The organism is Erythrobacter sp. A6_0 (assembly GCF_017744235.1).
GTDB lineage: Bacteria > Pseudomonadota > Alphaproteobacteria > Sphingomonadales > Sphingomonadaceae > Qipengyuania.
Window position 1 is genome coordinate 366,989 of sequence record NZ_JAGHQR010000004.1, and the last position, 22,144, is coordinate 389,132.

General features: G+C 63.9%; 16 protein-coding genes. 14 read left to right on the forward strand and 2 right to left on the reverse strand.

Annotation, left to right across the window (positions count from 1 at the left end; translation table 11 throughout):
* The first annotated feature begins 16 nt into the window (after positions 1 to 16).
* From J7347_RS12980 to J7347_RS13015, 8 genes are all read left to right on the forward strand, one after another.
* Positions 17 to 295, forward strand: a complete 279-nt coding sequence (locus tag J7347_RS12980) for a metal-sensitive transcriptional regulator (RefSeq protein WP_209162445.1) — start codon at positions 17 to 19, stop codon at positions 293 to 295.
* The gene (locus tag J7347_RS12985; protein ID WP_067683777.1) at positions 292 to 918 is read left to right on the forward strand and encodes a DUF2231 domain-containing protein; all 627 of its coding nucleotides are present in this window, start codon (positions 292 to 294) and stop codon (positions 916 to 918) included. Before J7347_RS12980 ends, J7347_RS12985 begins: the two co-directional genes overlap by 4 nt.
* A gap of 11 nt (positions 919 to 929) precedes the next feature.
* Positions 930 to 1,418, forward strand: coding sequence for a DUF411 domain-containing protein (locus J7347_RS12990; RefSeq protein ID WP_245174073.1), 489 nt, complete (start codon positions 930 to 932; stop codon positions 1,416 to 1,418).
* A 41-nt stretch (positions 1,419 to 1,459) separates the two neighbouring features.
* On the forward strand, positions 1,460 to 2,185 hold the full coding sequence (locus tag J7347_RS12995; RefSeq protein WP_067683812.1) for a glutaredoxin: 726 nt from the start codon (positions 1,460 to 1,462) through the stop codon (positions 2,183 to 2,185).
* A gap of 20 nt (positions 2,186 to 2,205) precedes the next feature.
* Positions 2,206 to 2,793, forward strand: a complete 588-nt coding sequence (locus J7347_RS13000; protein ID WP_209162446.1) for a DUF305 domain-containing protein — start codon at positions 2,206 to 2,208, stop codon at positions 2,791 to 2,793.
* A gap of 171 nt (positions 2,794 to 2,964) precedes the next feature.
* Entirely contained in the window at positions 2,965 to 5,850 is a 2,886-nt protein-coding gene (locus tag J7347_RS13005) for an insulinase family protein (RefSeq protein WP_209162447.1), read from the forward strand.
* 38 nt (positions 5,851 to 5,888) lie between these two features.
* A complete protein-coding gene (locus tag J7347_RS13010) occupies positions 5,889 to 6,809 on the forward strand; it encodes an ABC transporter ATP-binding protein (protein ID WP_209162448.1) in 921 nt (306 codons plus the stop codon).
* On the forward strand, positions 6,802 to 7,653 hold the full coding sequence (locus J7347_RS13015; protein ID WP_209162449.1) for an ABC transporter permease: 852 nt from the start codon (positions 6,802 to 6,804) through the stop codon (positions 7,651 to 7,653). The genes J7347_RS13010 and J7347_RS13015 overlap by 8 nt, the downstream gene beginning before the upstream one ends.
* Here J7347_RS13015 and J7347_RS13020 read toward each other — a convergent pair.
* Together J7347_RS13020 and J7347_RS13025 are read right to left on the reverse strand one after the other, a co-directional pair.
* Positions 7,650 to 9,167: an MFS transporter gene (locus tag J7347_RS13020; protein WP_209162450.1), complete on the reverse strand. Its 1,518-nt coding sequence runs from the start codon at positions 9,165 to 9,167 to the stop codon at positions 7,650 to 7,652. The two genes, J7347_RS13015 and J7347_RS13020, sit on opposite strands and share 4 nt — an antisense overlap.
* Positions 9,168 to 9,285: 118 nt before the next feature.
* Positions 9,286 to 10,323, reverse strand: coding sequence for a LacI family DNA-binding transcriptional regulator (locus J7347_RS13025; RefSeq protein ID WP_209162451.1), 1,038 nt, complete (start codon positions 10,321 to 10,323; stop codon positions 9,286 to 9,288).
* A gap of 295 nt (positions 10,324 to 10,618) precedes the next feature.
* On the opposite strand from J7347_RS13025, the gene J7347_RS13030 reads away from it, so the two are divergent.
* From J7347_RS13030 to J7347_RS13055, 6 genes are all read left to right on the forward strand, one after another.
* Entirely contained in the window at positions 10,619 to 13,405 is a 2,787-nt protein-coding gene (locus tag J7347_RS13030; RefSeq protein WP_209162452.1) for a TonB-dependent receptor, read from the forward strand.
* A gap of 82 nt (positions 13,406 to 13,487) precedes the next feature.
* Positions 13,488 to 15,029 carry a tryptophan halogenase family protein gene (locus J7347_RS13035; protein ID WP_209162453.1) on the forward strand — a complete coding sequence of 514 codons (1,542 nt, stop codon included), beginning with the start codon at positions 13,488 to 13,490 and terminating at the stop codon, positions 15,027 to 15,029.
* Positions 15,026 to 16,843, forward strand: coding sequence for an alpha-amylase family glycosyl hydrolase (locus tag J7347_RS13040; protein ID WP_209162454.1), 1,818 nt, complete (start codon positions 15,026 to 15,028; stop codon positions 16,841 to 16,843). Before J7347_RS13035 ends, J7347_RS13040 begins: the two co-directional genes overlap by 4 nt.
* Positions 16,843 to 18,471: an alpha-amylase family glycosyl hydrolase gene (locus J7347_RS13045; protein WP_209162455.1), complete on the forward strand. Its 1,629-nt coding sequence runs from the start codon at positions 16,843 to 16,845 to the stop codon at positions 18,469 to 18,471. The genes J7347_RS13040 and J7347_RS13045 overlap by 1 nt, the downstream gene beginning before the upstream one ends.
* On the forward strand, positions 18,471 to 20,531 hold the full coding sequence (locus J7347_RS13050) for a glycoside hydrolase family 97 protein (RefSeq protein WP_209162456.1): 2,061 nt from the start codon (positions 18,471 to 18,473) through the stop codon (positions 20,529 to 20,531). The genes J7347_RS13045 and J7347_RS13050 overlap by 1 nt, the downstream gene beginning before the upstream one ends.
* Positions 20,531 to 22,045, forward strand: coding sequence for a tryptophan halogenase family protein (locus tag J7347_RS13055; protein WP_209162457.1), 1,515 nt, complete (start codon positions 20,531 to 20,533; stop codon positions 22,043 to 22,045). The genes J7347_RS13050 and J7347_RS13055 overlap by 1 nt, the downstream gene beginning before the upstream one ends.
* The last annotated feature ends 99 nt before the right edge of the window (positions 22,046 to 22,144 follow it).

The following is a 22,144-nucleotide window of genomic DNA, read 5'->3' on the forward strand; positions in this document are numbered from 1 at the left end:
GATCGAAAGGCCGAATATGGCTGCGAAGCCCGACACCACCATGATCGTGAACCGCCTGCGCCGGGTCGAAGGGCAGGTGCGCGGCGTTGCGCAGATGGTAGAGGACGATCGCTATTGCATCGATATCCTCACCCAGATGCAGGCGGTGAAAGCCGCGCTCAGCCGCGCGGAAAGCGAGATCCTGAAGCGCCACGCCGGATGCTGCGTGGCCGAAGCCATTGCCAGCGGCGACGAGAGCGAGCAGCGACGCAAATTCGGCGAGTTGATCGATCTGTTCGAGAAGGCGAAACGATGACGCGTCTCTTCCATGCGATTGCCGCCGCGCTGGTTCTGGCGCTGGCTATCCTCGCGCAGCCCGCTGCCGCACATGGGGGCGAGAAGCACGGCGCGGCAAAAGCGCCGGTCCAAACGGAAACACCCGCCGCATCCGCGCAGGACGGTGAGGAACCGGCCTCGCCGAGCAGCGAGGCACAAGAGGAGCCGCGCGCTGATAGCGAGCACGCCTCTTCCGGCGGTTCGGTCCTGACGCGCTTGCACCCCGCCACGGTGCACTTCCCGATCGCGCTGCTCATCGTCGCGGCGCTGGTGGAGATGCTGGCAATGGCCCGGTCTTCGGGCCCGCTGGCGCAGGCCGCCAATGTGATGACGGTCGCAGGCGCTGCGGGCGCGGTGATCGCTGCTCTATTCGGCTGGATCCACACCGGCATCTGGTTCGGCGGCGATTCAACGATGCACTGGCATCGCTGGACCGGGACGGGCCTGGCGCTTGCCGCTCCGCTCGCCGCGCTGCTGGCGTTTCGCGCCGATCGCAGGGCGTTCCGGATCGTCATCGTGCTGATTGCAGCGGCGTTGGTGGCGCAAGGATATTGGGGTGCGGAACTGGCGCAGGGCCCCGACCATCTCGGACTTGGAATTTAAGGAGAAAATCGATGATCGACAGCTTACGATCCGCCATGGCCCGCCGCTCTTTGGCAGGCGCGCTCGTCCTCGGTACGGCGCTCACCGCCTGCGCCGCGCAGGCCGCCAGCTTCACCATGTATCGCGATCCCAATTGCGGCTGCTGCCTCGCTTGGGCCGATCATATCGAGCAGGGCGACAGGCACAGCGTGAAAGCCGTCGATCATCCCGACATGGGCGCGATCAAGGCCGAGAACGGCGTGCCTAACGATTTGCGATCGTGCCACACGGCCATCGTCGAAGGCTATACGATCGAAGGCCACGTCCCCGCCGCCGATATCGAACGCCTGCTGGCCGAACGCCCCGCCGGCGTAACCGGCCTCGCCGTCGCGGGCATGCCGATGGGATCGCCGGGAATGGAGCATGGCGATCACCGCCAGGCCTATCAGGTCATCGCCTTCGGACCCGAAGGCCGCAGCGTCTGGGCGAATTACCCGGCAAGCCACGGGAGCGCATCGTGAGCGATCGCAGCACATCCGCCAAGAAGGCCATCGTCTACCGGATGGTCATGCCCGAACACGTCTGTCCCTATGGCCTCAAGACCGTCGACCTGTTGAAGCGCGAAGGGTTCGAGATCGAGGACCATCATCTCGAAACGCGCGAGGAGACCGACGCTTTCAAGGAAAAGCACGGCGTCAAGACGACGCCGCAGACCTTTATCGGTGGCGAGCGTATCGGCGGGTATGACGATCTGCGCGAACATTTCGGCAAGTCCGTCAAGAAGGAGGACGAGACCAGCTATCAGCCGGTGATCGCCATCTTCGGCGTCGCCTTCCTGCTCGGCCTCGCGATCAGCTGGTATGTGTTCGACACGATCTTCACCGTGCAGGCGGTCGAATGGTTCGTCAGCCTGTCGATGGCGCTGCTCGCGATCCAGAAGCTGCAGGACGTCCGCAGCTTTTCGACCATGTTCCTCAATTACGACCTGCTGGCGCGCCGCTGGGTGCGGTACGGCTTCATCTATCCCTTCGGCGAGGCGCTGGCGGGCATATTGATGGTGGCCCATGCGCTTCCGATCGTCTCCGTCCCGGTATCGCTGTTCATCGGCACGGTCGGCGCGGTCAGCGTGTTCAAGGCTGTCTATGTCGACAAGCGCGAACTCAAATGCGCCTGTGTCGGCGGAGGCAGCAATGTGCCGCTCGGCTTCGTTTCGCTCACGGAGAACCTTTTCATGATCGGCATGGGCCTGTGGATGGGTGCCAAGGCATTGGGCTGGATCGTACTTTAATCGAAAATACGGAGGCAGGAATGGACCACTCTTCCAATCACTCGGGCGGCGGCAACTCGTATTGGCGCTTCATGGCGATGGTCGCGACCTCGACCGCGATCATGTTCGGCCTGATGTATCTCAACACATTCGAACTCGATCACGTCTTCTGGAGCGAGACGCGCTTCTGGATGATGTTCGTGATGGGCGGGATGATGATGATCGTCATGCTGCTCTTCATGTGGGGCATGTATCGCGACACGAAGAAGAACGTGATCATCCTGGCGGTCGGCGCGGTGGTGTTCGCAGGAGCGCTATGGCTGGTCCGCAGCCAGGCGACCGTGGACGACGAGGAATATATGGCGGCCATGATCCCGCACCATTCGATCGCGATCATGACGAGCGCCCGCGCCAATATCAGCGATCCGCGCGTGCGCGAACTCGCCGATTCCATCATCGCGGCACAGGTGAAGGAAATCGCTGAGATGAAGCTGCTACTCGAGGATATCGAGGCGAACGGCAAGATGGGTGACGGCACTCCGCTTCCGGCGCGGACCACTCAGCTGACCGAGGAATTGCAGCGGGAAGCGCAAAACGCCGCGGATCGCCGTGCCGTAAAGGCTCGCTGACAGGCTAGTAACGGTCGGCTGAGTTCGCCGTTTTCCCCGAATTGTTGAGTAATCGAGTCCGGTCCAAATCGGACCGGTCCTCGCGATTTCGGGTATAACCCGGTTTGCTTTTTTCAGTTCGCCAAGGTTAGAGGGGCGCTGAAATTATGTAATCGTTTCGGGGGAATACTAATGGGCCGCATCTCGCAATCTTTCGCTCGCACCGCGTCCGCGCTGGCGCTCGGTATCGGCCTTGCGGTCGGTCAGGCGTCGATCGCCGTGGCGCAGGATGCGCCTGCAATGCCGAGCGCGAGCGTTCCTGCGACGACGGGCATTCCCGCATGGGGGATTACCGGCGCCGATGTCGCGCCCGATCCGGATATCGTGTTCGGAGTGCTGCCCAACGGAATGCGCTACGCGCTCCAGCGCAACACCAATCCGGTGGGTGAGGCGGCGATCCGGTTCACTGTCGAAGTCGGCAGCCGAGAAGAGACCGATGCCGAGAACGGCGCGGCGCACTTCGTCGAACACATGGCCTTCAACGGATCCACCAATATTCCGGAAGGCGAATTGCTGCCGATGCTGGAGCGGTTGGGGCTTGCTTTCGGTGCCGATACCAATGCCGAAACCTCGCTGGATTATACGACCTACAAGCTCGCTTTGCCGAACACGGAGGACGAGACGGTGGAGACGGCACTGGACGTCATCCGCGAAATGGCGGGCGAGCTGACCTTCGACCCCGAAGCGGTGGAGCGCGAACGCGGCATCCTGTTGAGCGAGGCCCAGCTTCGCAACGATCCCAACCGCCGCCGGATCACCGACTATCTTCAGACGGCACTTCCGAACTCGCGTCTTGGCGAGCGCGTGCGCGCCGATGTCGAGCGCATTCGCGGGATTTCCGCCGCCGATCTGCGCGCCTTCTATAACGGCTATTACCGCCCCGAACGCGCGACTCTGGCCATTGTCGGAGATTTCGACGTCGCGGAAATGGAAGAGCGCATCAAAGCCGAATTCGGCGATTGGCAGGGCGAAGGCGAAGCGCGCGCCATCTACCAGGGGCCCGTGCCGCAGAACGATGCGCCGGCGATTGCCAATTTCGTCGATCCGGCGATCCCCGAGATCATCGAACTCCAGCGCATTTCGGCTTGGGAACCGGCAGAAAACACGGTCGCGGATACGCGCGCGCAGTTTCTTCGCGCCATTGCCGGCATCGCGCTCTCCAATCGCATCGCGGCGCTTTCGCGGGCCGCCGATTCCCCAACGCTCGGCGCGCAGGCGCTTGAACAGCCGCTCTTCCGCAGTGTGAAAACCTACGGGCTCCTGATCGTATCGAAGGACGGCCAGTGGCGTGACACGCTCGCTTTGGCGGAGCGCGAATTGCGCCGCGCGAACCAATACGGATTTACGTCCGCCGAAATCGCCGAGGCGAAGGCCAACATCGGGACAGCGCTGTCGAACGCGGTTGCGCAGTCGACCGGACGGCCCAGCGCGGCTCTTGCCGAGGCGCTTGTCGCGGCGAGCCTTGCCGACAGCGTGCCGACCGCCCCTGCGGCCGATCTGGCCCTGTATCAGGCGATCGAGCCGACCGTGACAGCCGAGAGCGTCAGCGACGCTTTCCGCGCGGCCTGGCAGGGCGGGCCAAGCTTGGTCCACGTATCGACCAAAACGCCCATCGAGGGGGGCGAGCAGGCCATTGCGGCGGCGTTGAGCGAAAGCGCGGAAATTGCCGTGACCGCTCCCGAAGAAGCGGCAGCGGTCGATTTCGCCTATTCCGATTGGGGTGCGCCGGGCACGGTCGTCTCCGACGAGACGATAGAGGATCTCGGCATTCGCACGGTGCGGTTCGCCAACGGCTTGCAGCTCAATCTCAAGACCACCGATTTCGAGCCGGGCAAGATCGCGTTTTCGCTGCGCACGGGTTCGGGCGTCAGCGCGTTTCCGAGCGACAAGGCCGGTCTCAAGGACCTGCTGCCGATCGCGATCAGCGTGGACGGGCTGGAAGCGCACGATCCGGATGAATTGCGGCGTGTCGTGGCGGGCCGGTCGGTTACCGACAGTCTCGCTGCTGCCAACGGAGCGCTGGTGGCGTCTGGCAGCACCGTTCAGGACGATCTGCAATTCCAGCTGGACCTGCTGGCAGCGCGCCTGACAGCCACCGCCTGGCGACCGGAAACGCAGGCTCAACTGGCGGGCGTTGCGCCGATCCTCGTCAAGAACATCCGCTCGGCTCCGACCGCGGTGTTCGGCAATGCGCTCAACGCCGTGCTGTCCGGCGGCGATGCGCGCTTCGGTGTCCTCGACGCGAGCAGCCTTGCCGAAGTGACGCTCGACGATCTGCGTGCGGTGGTTGCGCCGCAGCTGGCCGATGGCCCGCTTGCGCTCGGCCTGGTGGGCGATATCGATCAGGATGCCGCGATTGCCGCTGTCGCCGCAACGCTCGGCGCCTTGCCGGAACGCGCGCTGCGTGACGAGGACGCTGCGGCGCCTGCGCCGGTGTCCTTTGTCGCCGACAAGGCGACCAAGGTGCTCACGCATACCGGCCAGCCCGATCAGGGCGTGCTGTCGTTGAGCTGGCAGACCGACGATAGCGAGGATCTTCGCGACGATATCGCCCGCGATCTGCTCGCCGCCACCATGGGTCTTCGCCTGACCGAGACGCTGCGCGAGGAACTGGGCGCGACCTATTCGCCGCAAGCTCTCAACTTCTCGCAGCGCACGTTCGACGGGTTTGGCCACATCACCGCCTTCGCGACCGTTCCGCCCGAAGCGATGGACGAGACGGCGAATGTCCTGCGCGAAATCGCCGCCGAGATGGCGGCGCAGGAAGTGTCCGCCGATCTGTTGGAAAGAGCGCGCAATCCGATCCGGGCAGGCTTCGAGCGCGCGGAAAGCCAGAACTCTGCATGGCTGGACGTTGTCGCCATGGCGCAGAGCGATCCGACTTTGCTCGATCGCAGGCGGGACCGTCTCGACATCCTCAATGCCATCACGCCTGCCGACATCCGGCAGGCCGCGCGGACCTATCTGTCAGACGATCGCGCTGTCGAAATCCGCGTCGTTCCGGAAAGCAGCGAATAGGGTCGCATATTGCGGATCGGACCGATCAGGGGGGGAGCTTGCACAGCGATCGCAACGAAATCGTCGCGCTCGAACTGCGCGATCTGAGCAAGACGTATGGGCGCGGAGCGAAGGCGAAGCGCGCAGTCAGCGATGTGACGCTCAGCGTGCGCTGCGGCGAGGTCTACGGGTTTCTGGGGCCGAACGGCGCGGGAAAGAGCACCACGATCCGCATGGCGCTCGGGCTCATCCGCCCCACGTCCGGCAAAGTGCGGCTTTTCGGCAGTGAGGTCACCGACCGCGACGCGCTCGGCCGCGTGGGCTCGCTGGTGGACGGCGGCACATTCTATCCCTTCCTGTCGGGGCGCGACAATCTTCGCGTCCTGGCGCGCACGCGCGGTATCGACGGCTGGCGGATCGAAGAGGTGCTGGAGCGTGTCGATCTGACGCGCGATGCGAAGCGCAAGTTCAAGGGCTATTCCACCGGCATGAAACAGCGCCTCGGCGTCGCGGCGGCGCTGCTGGACGATCCCGACCTGGTGATCCTCGACGAGCCGGCCAACGGGCTCGACGCGGCGGGCATTCAGGACATGCGCAAGCTGATCCGCGCTTTGGCGGACGAAGGCAAGGCCGTGTTCCTGTGCAGCCACCTTCTGCACGAGGTGCAGCAGGTTTGCGACCGCCTTGCAATCGTGAGCAAGGGCAGGCTGATCCGGGAAGCCGGCACGGCCGAACTGCTCGGCACCAGTCTCCGCCTGGCGATCGAGGCGCGGCCGATGGACGCGGCGCTCAAGGTTCTCGAAGCGCGTCGACCGATCGCAGCGCCCTCCGGCCAGGTGATGGTGGAGGGCAGCCGCGAGGAGGCACCGGCGATCGTCCGAGAACTTGTGGCCGCCGGAGTGGATGTGTTCCGGATCGCAGCCGAAGAACAGAATCTGGAAAAGGTCTTCCTCGAAATGACGAGCGATCCCGATGTTTGACGCCGTAGCCGCCGAAGCGCTGAAAATGCGCCGCCACCGGGGCACCTGGCTGATGGTGTGGATCTTCCCGATCGCGATTTTCCTGATCGCTCTGGCGAGCCTCGTCTATTACCAATTCGCACCGGCCAGCCCGCCCGGAGAGTCCCAGCCGGCGGCGGTTTGGATCGCCGACAGCGCGATCTTCTGGCGGGCCCCCGGTTCGGCCCCGGGGCGCATCCTGATCGCCGGATTTGCCGCTCTGCTTTTTGCGGGCGAATATTCCTGGAACACCTGGAAGCTGATCATTCCGGCGCGAAAGCGCTGGCAGCTCGTGGTCGCGAAATGGGCCGTTGCAGTCGGCTTCGTGTTTGCCGCTTTCGTTCTGACCGATCTGATAAGCTTGACGACCGAGTGGCTCCGATCGCTTCAGGGCAGCGAAATACCTGAAGGCGTGACTTTCTCAGGCATCTTCGCCGCGCATGCCGGTGCGGCGGCCTATGCCTTGCTGCCGATCGCCTACGCCACGGCGTTCGCCGCACTGTTCGCAGTGCTTACGCGGTCCATTCTCGCCACGGTCATCATTTCGATCGGGCTCGTCATCCTGGAGGGGATGCTCGGGCTTCTGGGCGTATTCTTCCACGCGCGTGCACCCGATCTCACGCGCTTCCTGATCGAGACGCTACCGCCCTACCACATGCTCAATCTGATCGAGTGGGCGAACAGGAAGGCTGGACTGGTCTCGCCGCTCGGCCCGGATGCGAGCGTGGCATTGAGCTGGACCACCTCGCTTCTCGCGCTGCTGGCCTGGATCGGGCTTGCCATGGCGATCACTCTGGTTCGGTTTTCGCGTCAGGATCTCAATTAGCGCAGTTTTCCGACGCGTAGAGTCAGGACTGCGGCCAGCCCCAAGGCCGCTGCCGCGAACAGCATCGTCCAGATGGGCTCTCCCGGAAACAGCAGCTTCATGATCGAGCCCATCAAGGTCGCCACCAGCAATTGCGGGACGACGATGAAGATATTGAAAAGACCCATATAAATGCCGAGCTTCGCCTGCGGCAGATTGGATGCGAGAATGGCGTAGGGCATGGCCAGAATGCTGGCCCAGGCGATCCCGATCCCGATCTCCGCCACCAGCAGCGCCTGCGCATCGCGCACCACGAAGAACATGAGGAAGCCCAGCGCCCCCAGCGACAGGCAGATCATGTGCGTGACCACCTGGCCGAACCGGCGGCTCAACAGGGGGAGCAGGGCCAGCGCCGCCACGGCTGCAACGCCATTGTAGACCGTGAACAGCACGTTCACCCAATTCGCGCCCTCATTATAGGCCGCGCTTGCGGTGTCCGTGCTGCCGAACACATATTGAGTCACCACCGGGGTGGTGTTGATCCACATGATGAACAGAGCGGACCAGCTGAAGAACTGAACCAGCGAAAGCCGCTTCATCACTTCCGGCATCCCGGCGAAATCGCCCACGATGCTGGATAGCATGTTGGTCGTCCGCCCCCGTTTGGCGAGTGCGATGGCGACCGTGCTCAATACGCCGTAAAAGGCAAGCAGGGCGCCGAGCAGCAGAACTTCCTTTTCCAGCGCGAGCGCGTCCACCGCCAGAATGACCAGCAGGCCGATCGCGATCCAGACTCCGCTCGAAAGATAGCTCTTGTGCGCCAGCGCGCTCACCGGCTGTCCGGCCTCGACCGGAACGGTCTGTCCGGCGAAGGCGGCCTGCTCGTCCGGGCTGTATTCGCGCGTCGTCGCAATGGTCCAGAGCACTGCCAGGAACAGCGCGGCACCGCCGAACCAGAAGCTGTAGCGCACCGTGTCGGGCAAAGTCCCGGCCGCCGCCACATTGCTCGCCCCAAGCTGTTCGAGCAGCCAGGGGAAGATCGACCCGACCACCGCGCCCGCACCGATAAAGGCGGTCTGGACCGAATAGCCGGCACTGTGCTGATCGGTGCGCAGCATATCGCCCACGAAGGCGCGGAACGGCTCCATCGAGACGTTGAGCGATGCATCGAGCAGCCACAGCATGGCAGCCGCGAACAGGAGCGGCGCGCCGAAGCCGGGGCTTAACGGCATCAGAAACAGGGCCAGCGCGGCGAAGACGGCGCCGGTGAGGAAATAGGGGCGGCGCCGCCCCAGCCGGTTCCACGTCTTGTCCGAAAGGTGTCCGATGATCGGCTGCACGATCAGCCCGGTCAGCGGAGCCGCGACCCAGAGCGCGGGAAGATCGTCCATACTGGCGCCGAGCGTCTGGAAGACCCGGCTCATATTGGCATTCTGCAGGGCGAAGCCGATCTGGATGCCGAAGAAGCCGAAGCTGATATTGAACAGGCCCCAAAAGCCGAAGCGCGGTTTCTCGGTTATCGCGGCAGTCGTCATCGATATCGTCCTCGTCCGTTTCCGGCGGGTCTCTTGCCCGCTCGGAACCGCATTCGGCTCGCACGAAGCGGCGGACCCGGCAAGGCTGCATACGAATGTGGCGTCGGAGCGGGGCGGGCTATACCGATGCGCTGGAGCCACGCAGGATCAATCGTCCGGGCAGCTTGCGAGGGGGAAGATCGCGCCCTTCGATCTGGGCCAGCAGGGTCTCGACCAGAGCCCGGCCCGCTCCGCCGATATCCTGCATCACGGTCGACAGGGGCGGGGTCGTCAGGCTGGCCGCTGGAATATCGTCGAAGCCGACCACGGCGATTTCGCTGGGCACGCTGCGGCCCGCTTCGGCGAGTGCACGCATCGCGCCGATCGCGATCAGGTCGCTGGCAGCGAAGATGGCGTCGAAATCGGCGCCGGACGAAATGAGGGATCTGGCGGCGTCATGCCCGGCCTTCTCTGTGGTGATCGCATCGGCCTGAAGTGCGGAATCGGTTGCGATGCCCGCCTTGTCCAGCGCTTCGCACAGGCCCAGATAGCGCCCGCGAAATTCGGGATAATGCTCGTCCGCGTGGCCGAGAAAGGCGATGCGACGGCGTCCTGCTGCAATCAGATGCTCGCCCGCCAGACGCCCGGCGGCATGATTGTCGGTCCCCACCGTCACCCCGCTTGCATCGCTCGACACCGAACCCCAGCGGGCGAAATGCGTCCCCTGCCGTTCCAGCTGGTCGAGTCGCTTGCGATAGAGGGTGTAATCCCCATAGCCGAGCAGGATCAGCCCATCGGCCCGGTGGCTGTCCTGATAGCGGACGTGCCAGTCATCTTCCATTTTCTGGAACGAAATCAGCAGATCAAGCCCGCGATCCGCGCAGGCGCGGGTGATCGATCCGAGCATGGCGAGGAAAAAGGGATTGATCATGCTCTCGTCGGGCGTGGGATCCTCGAAGAAGAGCAGCGCGATTGTGTTCGAGCGTTGCGATCGCAGCGAGCTCGCATTCTTGTCGACCGTGTAATTGAGTTCGGCGGCGATCGCTTCGATCCGGGCGCGGGTCTGCGCGCTGACCGATTTGTCGCCGCGCAGCGCCCGGCTGACCGTGGGTTGCGATACGCCCGCACGGTAGGCGATGTCGAAGCTCGTCGGCCTCCCGCTCGGCGTGCGTCCCATGCCTCTCTCCCAACTGCGCGCCAAGATTACGAGAACGACGGTTTTCCGCGCTTCCCGCAAGCTCTGGATACGCTAGGCCGAAGGGGCGATTCTGGCAATGCGGGGTTCGAGATCGCGCGTGGCAATCGCGCAACATCGGTGCCCGTGTGCATCGCATCACATACGTATGCTGTCTTCCGCAGCGCGCGAAACCAAGCCTATCCGTGAAGGGAAGGGCGGGGAACCGGACAAGCGGAAACCGCCCGAACCAAGGATTTCCGGCCCGAAGTGGACCGGCTCTGGAGAGGGTAGACCGATGGCTTTTCGCGAAACGCTTCGCAGCGGAATCAGCATTTCCGCATTCACTGCAACTCTGGCGCTGGCCGGTGGCCTGATCCCCGCCGCCGCAATGGCGCAGGGCAGCCAGCAGACCACGCCCGAGCAGGTGGACGAAGGCCAGCCGGTCACCGATCCAGACGCGGCGGACGATGATGTCATCGTCGTCACCGGCTTTCGCGCCAGCCTTGAAAGCGCGGTCGCGGAAAAGAAGCTGTCCGACCAGATCGTGGAATCGGTCACGGCGGAAGATATCGGCAAATTGCCTGACGCCTCGATCGGGGAATCGATCGCGCGTCTTCCCGGCCTTACCGCGCAGCGTCTGAATGGGCGTGCCAATGTGGTCGCAATCCGCGGCTTCGGCCCCGACTTCTCGCAGACGCTGCTGAACGGCCGCGAACAGACGACCACGAGCGACAACCGCTCGGTCGAGCTGGACCAGTATCCGTCCGAAATCGTCAATCAGGTCGTCGTCTACAAGTCGCCGACCGCATCGCTGGTCGGGCAGGGCCTGGTCGGCACGATTGACATTCGCACCATCCGTCCGCTCGAAACCGGCGAGCGGATCATCGCCGTCGGTGCGCGCGGTTCGTGGGCCGATATCGGCGCGCTGAACGCCGGATCGAAGGAATTCGGCTATCGCGTCAACGGCACCTTCGTCGATCAGTTCGCCGACGACACGCTCGGCATCTCGCTCGCCGCATCCTATGTGGACGAGCCCTATCAGCTGCAGGAATTCAATGCCTGGGGCTATGCCGGTACGCAGGTGAACGGCCAGGACGCGGCGCTGATCGGCGGATCCAAATCCTATGTCACCTCGACGCGCCTCAAGCGCCTCGGCGTCAACGGCACGCTGCAATGGCAGCCGATGCCGCAGCTGACCTTCACGGTCGACGGCTTCTATTCCAATTTCGACGACGATCAGACCAAGCGCGGTATCGAACTCCCGCTCGGCTTCGGCGCGTTCGGGACGACGTTCAATCCGGCCAATTTCACGGTTGAGGATGGGCTCGTGACCTCGGGCCAGTTCGACAATGTGCGCGGCGTGATCCGCAACGACGTCTTCCAGCGCAAGGCGGACCTGTATTCGGGCGGCTTCAACGCGCTGTGGGATGGCGACGACGGTTGGACCGCCTTCTTCGACTTCGGCTATTCGCGCACCGATCGCAACGAGCTGAGCCTGGAAAGCTATTCGGGGACTGGTTTCAACGGCCCTTCGACCGGGCGCGGTTCGGCGGCGACCATCGGGTTTACCTCGGGCGACGAAGGGACGGTGTTCGACCCGTCGCTCGACTATAGCGATCCGGCGCGCATCTTCCTCACCGATCCGCTTGGCTGGGGCGGCGGCGCGATCCCGCAGGCGGGCTATTCGAACAACCGCATCATCGAGGACGAGCTGTTCCAGTTCCGCGGCGAGGTCGAAAAGGAGTTCGACGGCGGCTTCCTGCGCAGCGTGCAGTTCGGCATGAACTACACGACCCGCGAAAAGAGCCTGACGCCGGACGAGGCTTTCGTGCGCCTTCCGAACGGCGCGACCGAAGTGGCGATCCCCTCGCAATTCCTGCTGCGCGCGACCGATCTGACCTATCTCGGCCTCGGCCCGATCGTCAGCTACGATCCGCGCGAGCTGATCGCGGCAGGCGTCCTCGTGCTCGAACCGCGCGTCGCGACCGGGCCGAATGCCGCCAACGATGTCCTGAGCAAGAGCTACACGGTCAATGAAGACCTGATGACGCTCTATCTCCAGGCGAATATCGAGCAGGAACTGGCGAGCGGCGTGCTGACCGGCAATGTCGGCGTGCAGGGGATCAACACGGTCCAGAATTCGACCGGCTTCATCTTCCCGGCTGCGGGGCCGCAGCGCCTGACGCTGGGCGACGATTACTGGGATGTGCTGCCGAGCGCGAACCTGTCGCTGCGCCTCAACAGCGACTGGGTGTTCCGCGTCGCGGCGGCACGCGAGATCATGCGCCCCCGGCTCGACGATACGCGTCTTTCGATCGGCTACGGCATCGATACCTCGGTGCCCGGCGGGATCATTCGCGGCGGTGGCGGCAACCCGTATCTCCGCCCCTATCGCGCCAATGCCGTCGATTTCAATATCGAGAAGTATTTCGGCCTCGGCGGGGTCGTGGCGCTCCAGCTGTTCTACAAGGACATCAAGAGCTACGTCTTCAACGGACGCTTCGAATTCGACTATTCGTCCTTCCCGCCGCCTCCGGGCAGCGCGGCCTATCCCAACCTTTCGCCGATCGGCACGCTGGATGCCCCGATCAACACCGGCGGAGGCGACCTCTACGGTGCGGAACTGGCTGTAACCCTGCCGTTCGACACCTTTACCGAGGCGCTGGAAGGCTTCGGCATCACGGGCGGTGCCAGCTACACCAAGACCAAGATCGAGGATGCTGACGGGAACGAAACGCAGATCCCCGGCTATTCGAAGTGGGTCGTGAACGGGACGGCGTATTACGAGAACGCGGGCTTCAACACGCGTGTCAGCGCGCGCTATCGTTCGACCTTCCTCGGCGATTTCACCGGCTTCGGCGGGTCGCCGGTAAGGCGCACGGCGTTGGCGGAAACGATCATCGATGCGCAGATCGGCTACGACTTCCAGGACGGAAGCGCGCTGGAAGGTCTCTCGGTCTATCTCCAGGGCCAGAACCTCACCGATCAGCCCTTCGTCTCCACCGGGGCGGAGCGCAACCAGGTGGTCGATTATCAGCTCTATGGGCGTCGCTTCCTCGCAGGCTTCACCTACAAGTTCTGATGCGGGCGGCGGGAGCCTCGGACATGCCGGGCCCCCGCCGATCCGGCTTGCCGAACTGCCCGATGAGGGGCGAGGGAGGAGCATGGCCGTGACGCAAATCAGTGAAACTCCCCTTTCGATCGCCATAGCGGGCGGCGGCACGGCTGGCTGGATGGCGGCGGCGGCCCTGTCCAAATTGACCGGGTGCAGCGTCACGCTCATCGAATCCGATGCGATCGGCACGGTCGGCGTGGGCGAGGCGACGATCCCGCAGATCCGCCTGTTCAATCGCAGCCTCGGGATCGACGAGGCCGAGTTCGTCCGCGAGACGAAGGGCACTTTCAAGCTCGGGATCGAGTTTGCCGGATGGCGCAAGCCGGGCGAAAGCTACATGCACGCCTTTGGCAATCTCGGGCGCGGGGCGGGGTTGCTGCCGTTTCACCAGCTCTGGCTGCGCGGGCGGGAGTTGGGACTGGCCAAGAGCCTTGCGGCCTATTCCCTCAACGAGACGGCGGCCCGCGCGGGTCGGATGCAGGCGTGGCAGCAGGCGCACGGCCAGCCCGACATGCCATGGGCCTACCATTTCGACGCGTCGCTCTATGCAGCCTTCCTTCGCCGCTTCGCCGAAGCGCGGGGAACGACCCGGATCGAAGGCCGCATCGCATCGGTGGAGCGCGACGGTGACAGCGGGGATATTCGCGCCGTTATTCTGGAAGATGGTGCGCAGGTCGAGGCCGATTTCTTCCTCGACTGCACCGGGTTTCGCGCGCTTCTAAGCCAAGGCGCGCCGGGGCAGGATTTCGCGGATTGGTCTCACTGGCTGCCCTGCGATCGCGCGGTTGCGCTTCCTTGCGCGAGCGACGGCGATCCGGTGCCTTATACGCGCGCCACCGCTCACGAGGTGGGCTGGCAATGGCGGATCCCCTTGCAGCACCGCACCGGCAACGGCCTCGTCTATTGCAGCGATTACCTGCCCGACGACGAGGCCGAAGCGATCCTGCGCTCCCATCTCGACGGCGATCCGCTGGCTGAGCCCAATCGCCTGCGTTTCACGACCGGAATGCGACCTGATCCTTGGAACGGCAATTGCCTCGCGCTGGGCCTAGCCGCGGGCTTCCTCGAACCGATGGAATCGACGAGCATCCACCTGATTCAGTCCGGTATTGCGCGGTTTCTTTCGATGCTCCCGCGCCGCGGCGCGACGGCGACAATGGCGGCGGATTTCAATCGTCAGGCCCGCTTCGAATGGGAAAGCGTGCGCGATTTCCTGATTTTGCATTATGCCGCGAACGAACGGCAGGGCGAGCCGTTCTGGGATCGCTGCCGCGCCATGCCCTTGCCCGACAGCCTCGCTGCGCGGCTCGACCTGTTTCGCGCGACCGGATACCTCCACCGCGAGCACGAGGAATTGTTCACCGAGCCCGGCTGGGTCCAGGTGCTGATGGGGCAGGGTGTAATGCCACGCGCGACCCATCCGAACGCGGATGCCGTCGATCCGGCCGCACTCGCCCGGCTTCTGGACGAAATCGAGCGCGGCATCGCGACGCTGGTCGATGCCATGCCCACACATGCCGAATTCCTGCGCCGAATTGGTGCGTCGCAGCCTAGTTCCCGACCCGCCGCCACGATGGAGACGGCCCTATGAAACATATCGCTCTGACTTTTGCCGCCGCTCTGCTCGCCACCGCTCCCGCCTTCGCCGAAACGGTTGCGCCGGAAAGCTTCCGCGAGCGCGGGGTGGAAGACGAGGTAATCTATTTCGTCCTCCCCGATCGCTTCGCCAATGGCGACCCTGGCAACGATCTGGGCGGCTATCCGGCGGATCGGCTCGTCAGCGGATACGACCCGACCCATAAGGGCTTCTATCACGGCGGGGACCTCAAAGGGCTGACCGAGAAGCTCGATTATATCCAGGGTATGGGCGTCACCGCGATCTGGTTCGCGCCGATCTTCAAGAACAAGCCGGTGCAGGGCGATCCCGGCAATCCGGGCAGCTTCAGCGCCGGCTATCACGGGTATTGGGTGACCGATTTCACGCAGGTCGATCCCCATTTCGGCACCAATGAAGAGTTCGAAGCCTTTGTCGATGCCGCCCATGCGCGGGGCATGAAGGTCTATATGGACATCATCGCCAACCACACCGCCGACGTGATCCGCTTCGCCGAGAACGAATACGAATATCGCAGCAAAGGCGATTATCCCTACTCGACCAAGGGTGGCCCGGATGGAGCGCCGATCAATCGCGGCTTCGATCCCAGCGATCCGAGCGCCGAGAACTGGGCGCGGCTGATCGATCCGAGTTACGCCTACACCCCCGTGGTCCCGGCAGCCGAACGTGACGTCAAAGTGCCCGCCTGGCTCAACGATCCGATCTATTACCACAATCGCGGCGATACGTTCTGGATCGGCGAGAGCAGCGTCTATGGCGATTTCGTCGGGCTGGACGATCTCTTCACCGAGCATCCGCGCGTGGTCGAAGGGATGATCGAGATCTTCGGCGGATGGATCGACCGCTACGGGATCGATGGGTTCCGGATCGACACTGCCAGACATGTGAACCCGGAATTCTGGCAGGCTTTCGTACCCGCCATGCTTGAACGGGCAGATGCGAAAGGCATCCCCAATTTCCACATCTTCGGCGAGATCGCCTACGACACGCCCGACGCAGTCACGGCGGCGCGGGTGATGGCGGAAGCGGACCTGCCCTATGCACTCGACATGGGCTTCGCCAAGGCGGCGCAGCTGGTCGCGAGCGGGAAGGAAGCGCCGCAGGTGATGGCCGATTTCCTGGTGCAGGACATAATTTATCCCGGCGGCGCGAAGACCGCGACGGGCCTTCCGACCTTCCTCGGCAATCACGATTTCGGTCGCTTCTCGATGTTCCTGCGCGACTATGCCGAGACGGAGGATCGCGACGAATTGCTGGCGCGCACCAGGCTGGGCCATGCGATGCTGTTCGCACTGCGCGGGGTGCCGACGGTCTATTACGGGGACGAACAGGGCTTCATCTCCGACGGCAACGACCAGCTGGCGCGCGAGGACATGTTCGAAAGCCGGGTCGATGCCTATAACGACAACGCGCTGCTGGGTACCGATGCGACGACTGCGGGCGACAATTTCGACACCTCCCACCCGCTCTATGTCCTGATCGGAGAGTTGGCGGCGATGCGGACCGGCTCGCCCGCCCTGCGGCGCGGGCTGACCACTGTACGCGGTTTCGACCATGAGGGGCCGGGCCTGCTGGCGGTCGAACGGTATGACGAGGAAAGCGGCCAGCGCGTGCTGGCGGCGTTCAATTCGTCCGATCAAGCGATTACCCGCGATATCGAAGTGGATTACGGCGTGCGCAGTCTCACGGCCCTGTCCGGCGAGTGCCCCGCCGCCCCGTCGGTACCCGGCAGCGTGCGGCTGACGATCCCGGCTTTCGGCTGGGCAATCTGCGAACTGGGGGCGCAATGATGGCGAGCCTGAGCAAGACTGCACTCGCGCCGCAAACCGGTCCCGCCGTGCAATGGTGGCGCGGAGCGGCGATCTATCAGATCTATCCCCGCAGCTTTATGGATGCGAATGGCGACGGGATCGGTGATCTTCCAGGTATCACTCAGCGGCTCGGCCATGTCGCCTCGCTCGGCGTCGATGCGATCTGGATCTCGCCCTTCTTCACCAGCCCGATGAAGGATTTCGGCTACGACGTGTCCGATTATTGCGATGTCGATCCGATCTTCGGCACTCTTGCCGATTTCGACGCGCTGGTCGCCCGCGCGCATCAGCTCGGCCTCAAGGTTCTGATCGACCAAGTCTATTCGCACACTTCGGACGAACACGCCTGGTTCGTCGAAAGCCGTGCGAGCCGCGACAATCCCAAGGCGGACTGGTATGTCTGGGCCGATGCCAAGCCGGACGGCACGCCGCCCTCCAACTGGCAATCGGTCTTCGGCGGCCCGGCCTGGACCTGGGATGCGCGGCGCGGGCAATATTACCTGCACAATTTCCTCAGCTGCCAGCCGCAATTGAACGGGCATAACCGGCAAGTTCAGAACGCTCTTCTCCATGTCGCGCGCTTCTGGCTGGACCGGGGCGTGGACGGCTTCCGGATCGACGCGCTCAATTTTTCGATGCACGATCCCGACCTGCGCGACAATCCGCCCGCGCCGCCGACCGACCGGGCGCGCACCCGGCCGTTCGATTTCCAGCGCAAGATCCACAATATGTCGCATCCCGACATTCCCGGTTTCATCGAACGTATCCGCGCCGTGACCGACGAGTATGCCGGGGATGGCGGGGCCATCTTCACCGTGGCGGAAGTCGGTGGGGACGAGGCCGAGACGGAGATGAAAGCCTTCACCCAAGGCGATGCGCGGCTGAATTCCGCCTATGGCTTCAACTTTCTTTATGCCGACCGCCTGACCCCCGGACTGGTCTGCGCTGCGCTGGCCGAATGGCCGGACGAGGAGGGGACGGGCTGGCCGAGCTGGGCGTTCGAAAACCACGATGCGCCGCGCGCCGTCTCGCGCTGGTGTGCGCCCGAACATCGCGACGCCTTCGCGCGGATGAAGTTGTTGCTGCTCGCGTGCCTACGCGGCAATATCATCCTCTATCAGGGCGAGGAACTGGGCCTGACGCAGGTTGATATCCCCTTCGAGCAATTGCAGGATCCCGAAGCGATCGCGAACTGGCCGCTGACTCTGTCGCGCGATGGCGCGCGCACGCCGATGCCGTGGGAGAGTGAAGGCGAGGGCGGCTTCGGCGCTGCCACCCCCTGGCTCCCGCTTGGCGAGGAGAATCTCGCCCGCTCGGTCGCGGTGCAAGACGCTGACCCAGCCTCGCTGCTGGCGCTGACACGCGAAATTATCGCGCTGCGCAACACCTCGTCCGCTTTGCGCTACGGCAGCGCCGCCTGCCAGGCCGATGGCGCGCTGCTGCGCCTCGAACGCTTATCGCAGGGCGAGCGTGTCGTCTGCCTGTTCAACCTGTCGCCAGACCCCATTTCCGACATCAAGATTCCTCAAGGAGAAACCCTATGCAGCATCAATTCGGTCATGCCCGACAGTCTCGGGCCCTACGGCGCGCTGGTGGTGCGGGTCTGATGCGCGCGGGACTGAAAGGAGCCCTGTGCGCGCTCCTCGCCTCGAGCGCGCTTCCTGCCTGGGCTGCCGATGTCGCCTCTCCTGATGGGCGCACAGTCGTAACGCTCGACGTCGATGGCGGCGGGGTTCCGTATTACCGCGTCGTCCGCGACGGCAAGACGCTGATCGCCGACAGCGATCTCGGCTTCCTGTTCACCGATGCCCAGCCGATGCGGCGCAATTTCGAGGTCGAAAGCGAAACCCGCGCCGCCCATGACGCCACCTGGGAACAGCCCTGGGGCGAACGCCGCTTCGTGCGCGATCACCATAACGAATTGGCCGTCACCTTCCGTGAAGGACGCCAGAACAGCAATCGCGCGCTGACGGTGCGGATGCGTGTCTTCGATGACGGGATCGGCTTCCGTTACGAATTTCCCGACAGCGAGGTCATGCCCGTTGCGAACATCGCCGAAGAGCTGACGGAATTCGCAATCGCGCCGGAGGCCGCAGAGGACGGCACGGCGTGGTGGATTCCGGGCGGCGACTTCAATCGCTACGAATATCTCTACAACGAAACGCCGATCGATGCGGTTAGTATCGCGCACACGCCGATCACCATGCGGCTGGCGGACGGAACGCATCTGGCCTTTCACGAGGCGGCGCTGGTCGATTATTCGGGCATGTGGCTGCGGCGAATGGAAGGATCGCGTTTCCGCGCCTCGCTCGCCCCTTCGAGCCGGGGGGCGAAGGTGGTACGCGAAGGCGCTTTCACCACGCCTTGGCGCACGATCCGCATTAGCGACGGTCCGGCGGGACTGGTCGAAAGCGACATCGACCTGAACCTCAACGAGCCGAACAAACTGGGCGATGTCAGCTGGGTTGAGCCGGGGAAATATATCGGCATCTGGTGGGGCATGATCTCCAATCGCTGGACATGGGGGACGAGCGACCGCCACGGTGCGACGACGGAGCGGGCGAAGGAATATATCGACTTCGCCGCCAAGCACGGTTTTCGCGGCGTGCTGATCGAAGGATGGAATGTCGGCTGGGACGGCGACTGGTTCAACAATGGCCGCGAATTCAGCTTCACCCAGAGCTATCCCGATTTCGACCTGCGCGAAGTGACGGATTACGCCAGATCGAAGGGCGTGCGCCTGATCGGGCATCACGAGACCAGCGGCAACATCGCTAATTACGAAGCCCAGCTCGAAGACGCGCTCGACCTCTACAAGGAATTGGGCGTCGACTGGATCAAGACCGGCTATGTCGCCGATGCGGGCGGGATCGTGTCCTGCAATGCCGACATCGCCGACCCTTGCGATCCGGAGACCGAGATCTTCGAATGGCATGACGGCCAGCGCCAGGTGCAGCATCATCTGAAGGTCGTGCAGGAAGCGGCGAAGCGCGGCATCGCGATCAATCCGCACGAACCGGTCAAGGATACCGGCCTCCGCCGCACCTATCCCAACTGGGTCGCGCGCGAAGGGGCGCGGGGGCAGGAATACAACGCCTGGAACGCCTATGGCAGCGGGGTCGAACATGATCCGACGCTGGTCTACACCCGGATGCTTTCGGGTCCGATGGACTACACGCCCGGCGTGCTCGGCCTGGTCGGGGACAACGATTATCCCTTCTCGTCCACGCTCGCCAAGCAATTGGGCCTCTACCTCGCGATCTATTCGCCCATCCAGATGGCGGCCGATTTCATCGAAAGCCTTGAGGCGCATCCGCGCGAGCTGGAATTCATCAAGGCGGTGCCCGCCGACTGGTCGGAAAGCCATCTGATCGACGGTGCGGTGGGCGATTACGCCATCTTCGCGCGCAAGGGACGCGATAGCCAGGACTGGTATGTCGGCGGCGTCAACGATGCGACCGAACGCACTCTGACGCTCGATTTCGATTTCCTCGATGAGGGCAAGTCCTACACGGCCAAGGTCTGGAAGGACGGACCGGAAGCGACCTACTTGACCGAGAAGCGCCACGAGATCGCATACGACACCGTCACGGTTAAAAAGGGCGACAGCTATACTGTGCGGCTGGCACCGGGCGGCGGCGTGGCGATCCAGCTCAAACCCCGCTGATGGAGGCAGGCGCGCGATCTAACGGGCCGCCCCATGTGGTCGTCTTGGGTGGAGGCAGCGCGGGATGGATCACCGCCTGCCTTCTCCATCAGCGCTGGGGGCCGCGCGGGGGTCGGGTGACCGTGGTCGAGAGCCCGGCCATCGGCATCATCGGCGTGGGCGAAGGATCGACGCCCCAATTGAAGGCCATGTTCGACCAGCTCGGGATCGACGAAGCCGAATGGATGCCCACCTGCGATGCGACCTACAAGCTCGGCATCCGCTTTTCCGGGTGGAGCGAACGGCCGGGTTTCGAAAGCTATTTCCATCCCTTTCCAAGCCCCGTGGACCTGCACCCCGAACCGCATTTCATCCGCAATTGCCTGTTGGCTCGCAAGGGGCTGGACGTGCCCGCGCATCCGGATCGCTGGTTCCTGGCGACACGCCTCGCCGAGGAAGGCCGCGCGCCGCATCCGGCGGAAAATTTCCCCTTCGAACCCAGTTACGGCTATCATTTCGACGCGCACAAACTGGGCGGCTTCCTGCGCGATTGGGTGGTAAGGCAGGGGGTGGACCATCGCCCGATCAAGGTCGAGCGGGTGGAGCTGGACGGCGAGGGGGATGTGGCCGCGCTCCTGTGCGAGGGCGGGGATCGGATCGCGGGCGACCTGTTCGTCGATTGCTCGGGCTTTCGCGCCCTGATCGCGCAACAGGCGTTGGGCGTGCCATTCCAGAGCTTCGCGGACAATCTCTTCAACGATCGCGCCGTAGTGCTGCCGACCGCACATTCGAACGAGCACGAAACCGAACGGCTTCCACAGACCGACGCCGTCGCCATGGAAGCGGGCTGGCGCTGGGCGATCCCGCTGACGACGCGGATCGGGAACGGCTACGTCTATTCCTCACGCTACGTCTCCGACGAAGCGGCGGAGGAGGAATTGCGCGCCGCGCTCGGCCAGCCGGAGGGGGAGGCACGCAGGCTGGAAATGAAAGTCGGCCGCGTGGTCGAAACCTGGCACCGCAATTGCCTTTCGGCGGGCCTCGCCCAGGGCTTTCTCGAACCGCTCGAAGCTACCGCGCTTCACATCGTGATCGCGACGGCACTCGAATTCGCGCAGGCCTTCGAGGCGGGCGGCTTCACCCCCCGGCATCGCGAAGCGTTCAACAAATCTATCGCGGCGCGTTACGATGGCGTGCGCGACTATATCGTGGCCCATTACCGGCTCAACCAGCGCACCGACACGCAGTATTGGGAAGACAACGCTGCCAACCAAAACCTGTCGGACGAACTGAAGGCGATGATAACCGCCTGGTTCCGCTGCGCGGACATTTCGGCCGTCAATGACGAGGCCTATGCCGGCAAACGCTATTACGCCAGTGCGAGCTGGCACTGCCTCTTCGCCGGTTACGGAGTATTCCCCGATGCGAAGGATTCCGGTGGGAAGCGGCCCGGGCTGGTCACGGGAGATATCGAGGGAATGTCGAAGCTCCTGAACGCCAGCCTTCTGAATTTCCCGCCCTATTCCATCGGGTAAGACTATCAGTAGCTCAAGGTTTCCCGAAAGAAGCGGTCGTGCGACGCGCGAAGGACTGAATTTGGGATGTAAGGAGCTGGCTTTCCATCGCCGCAAATC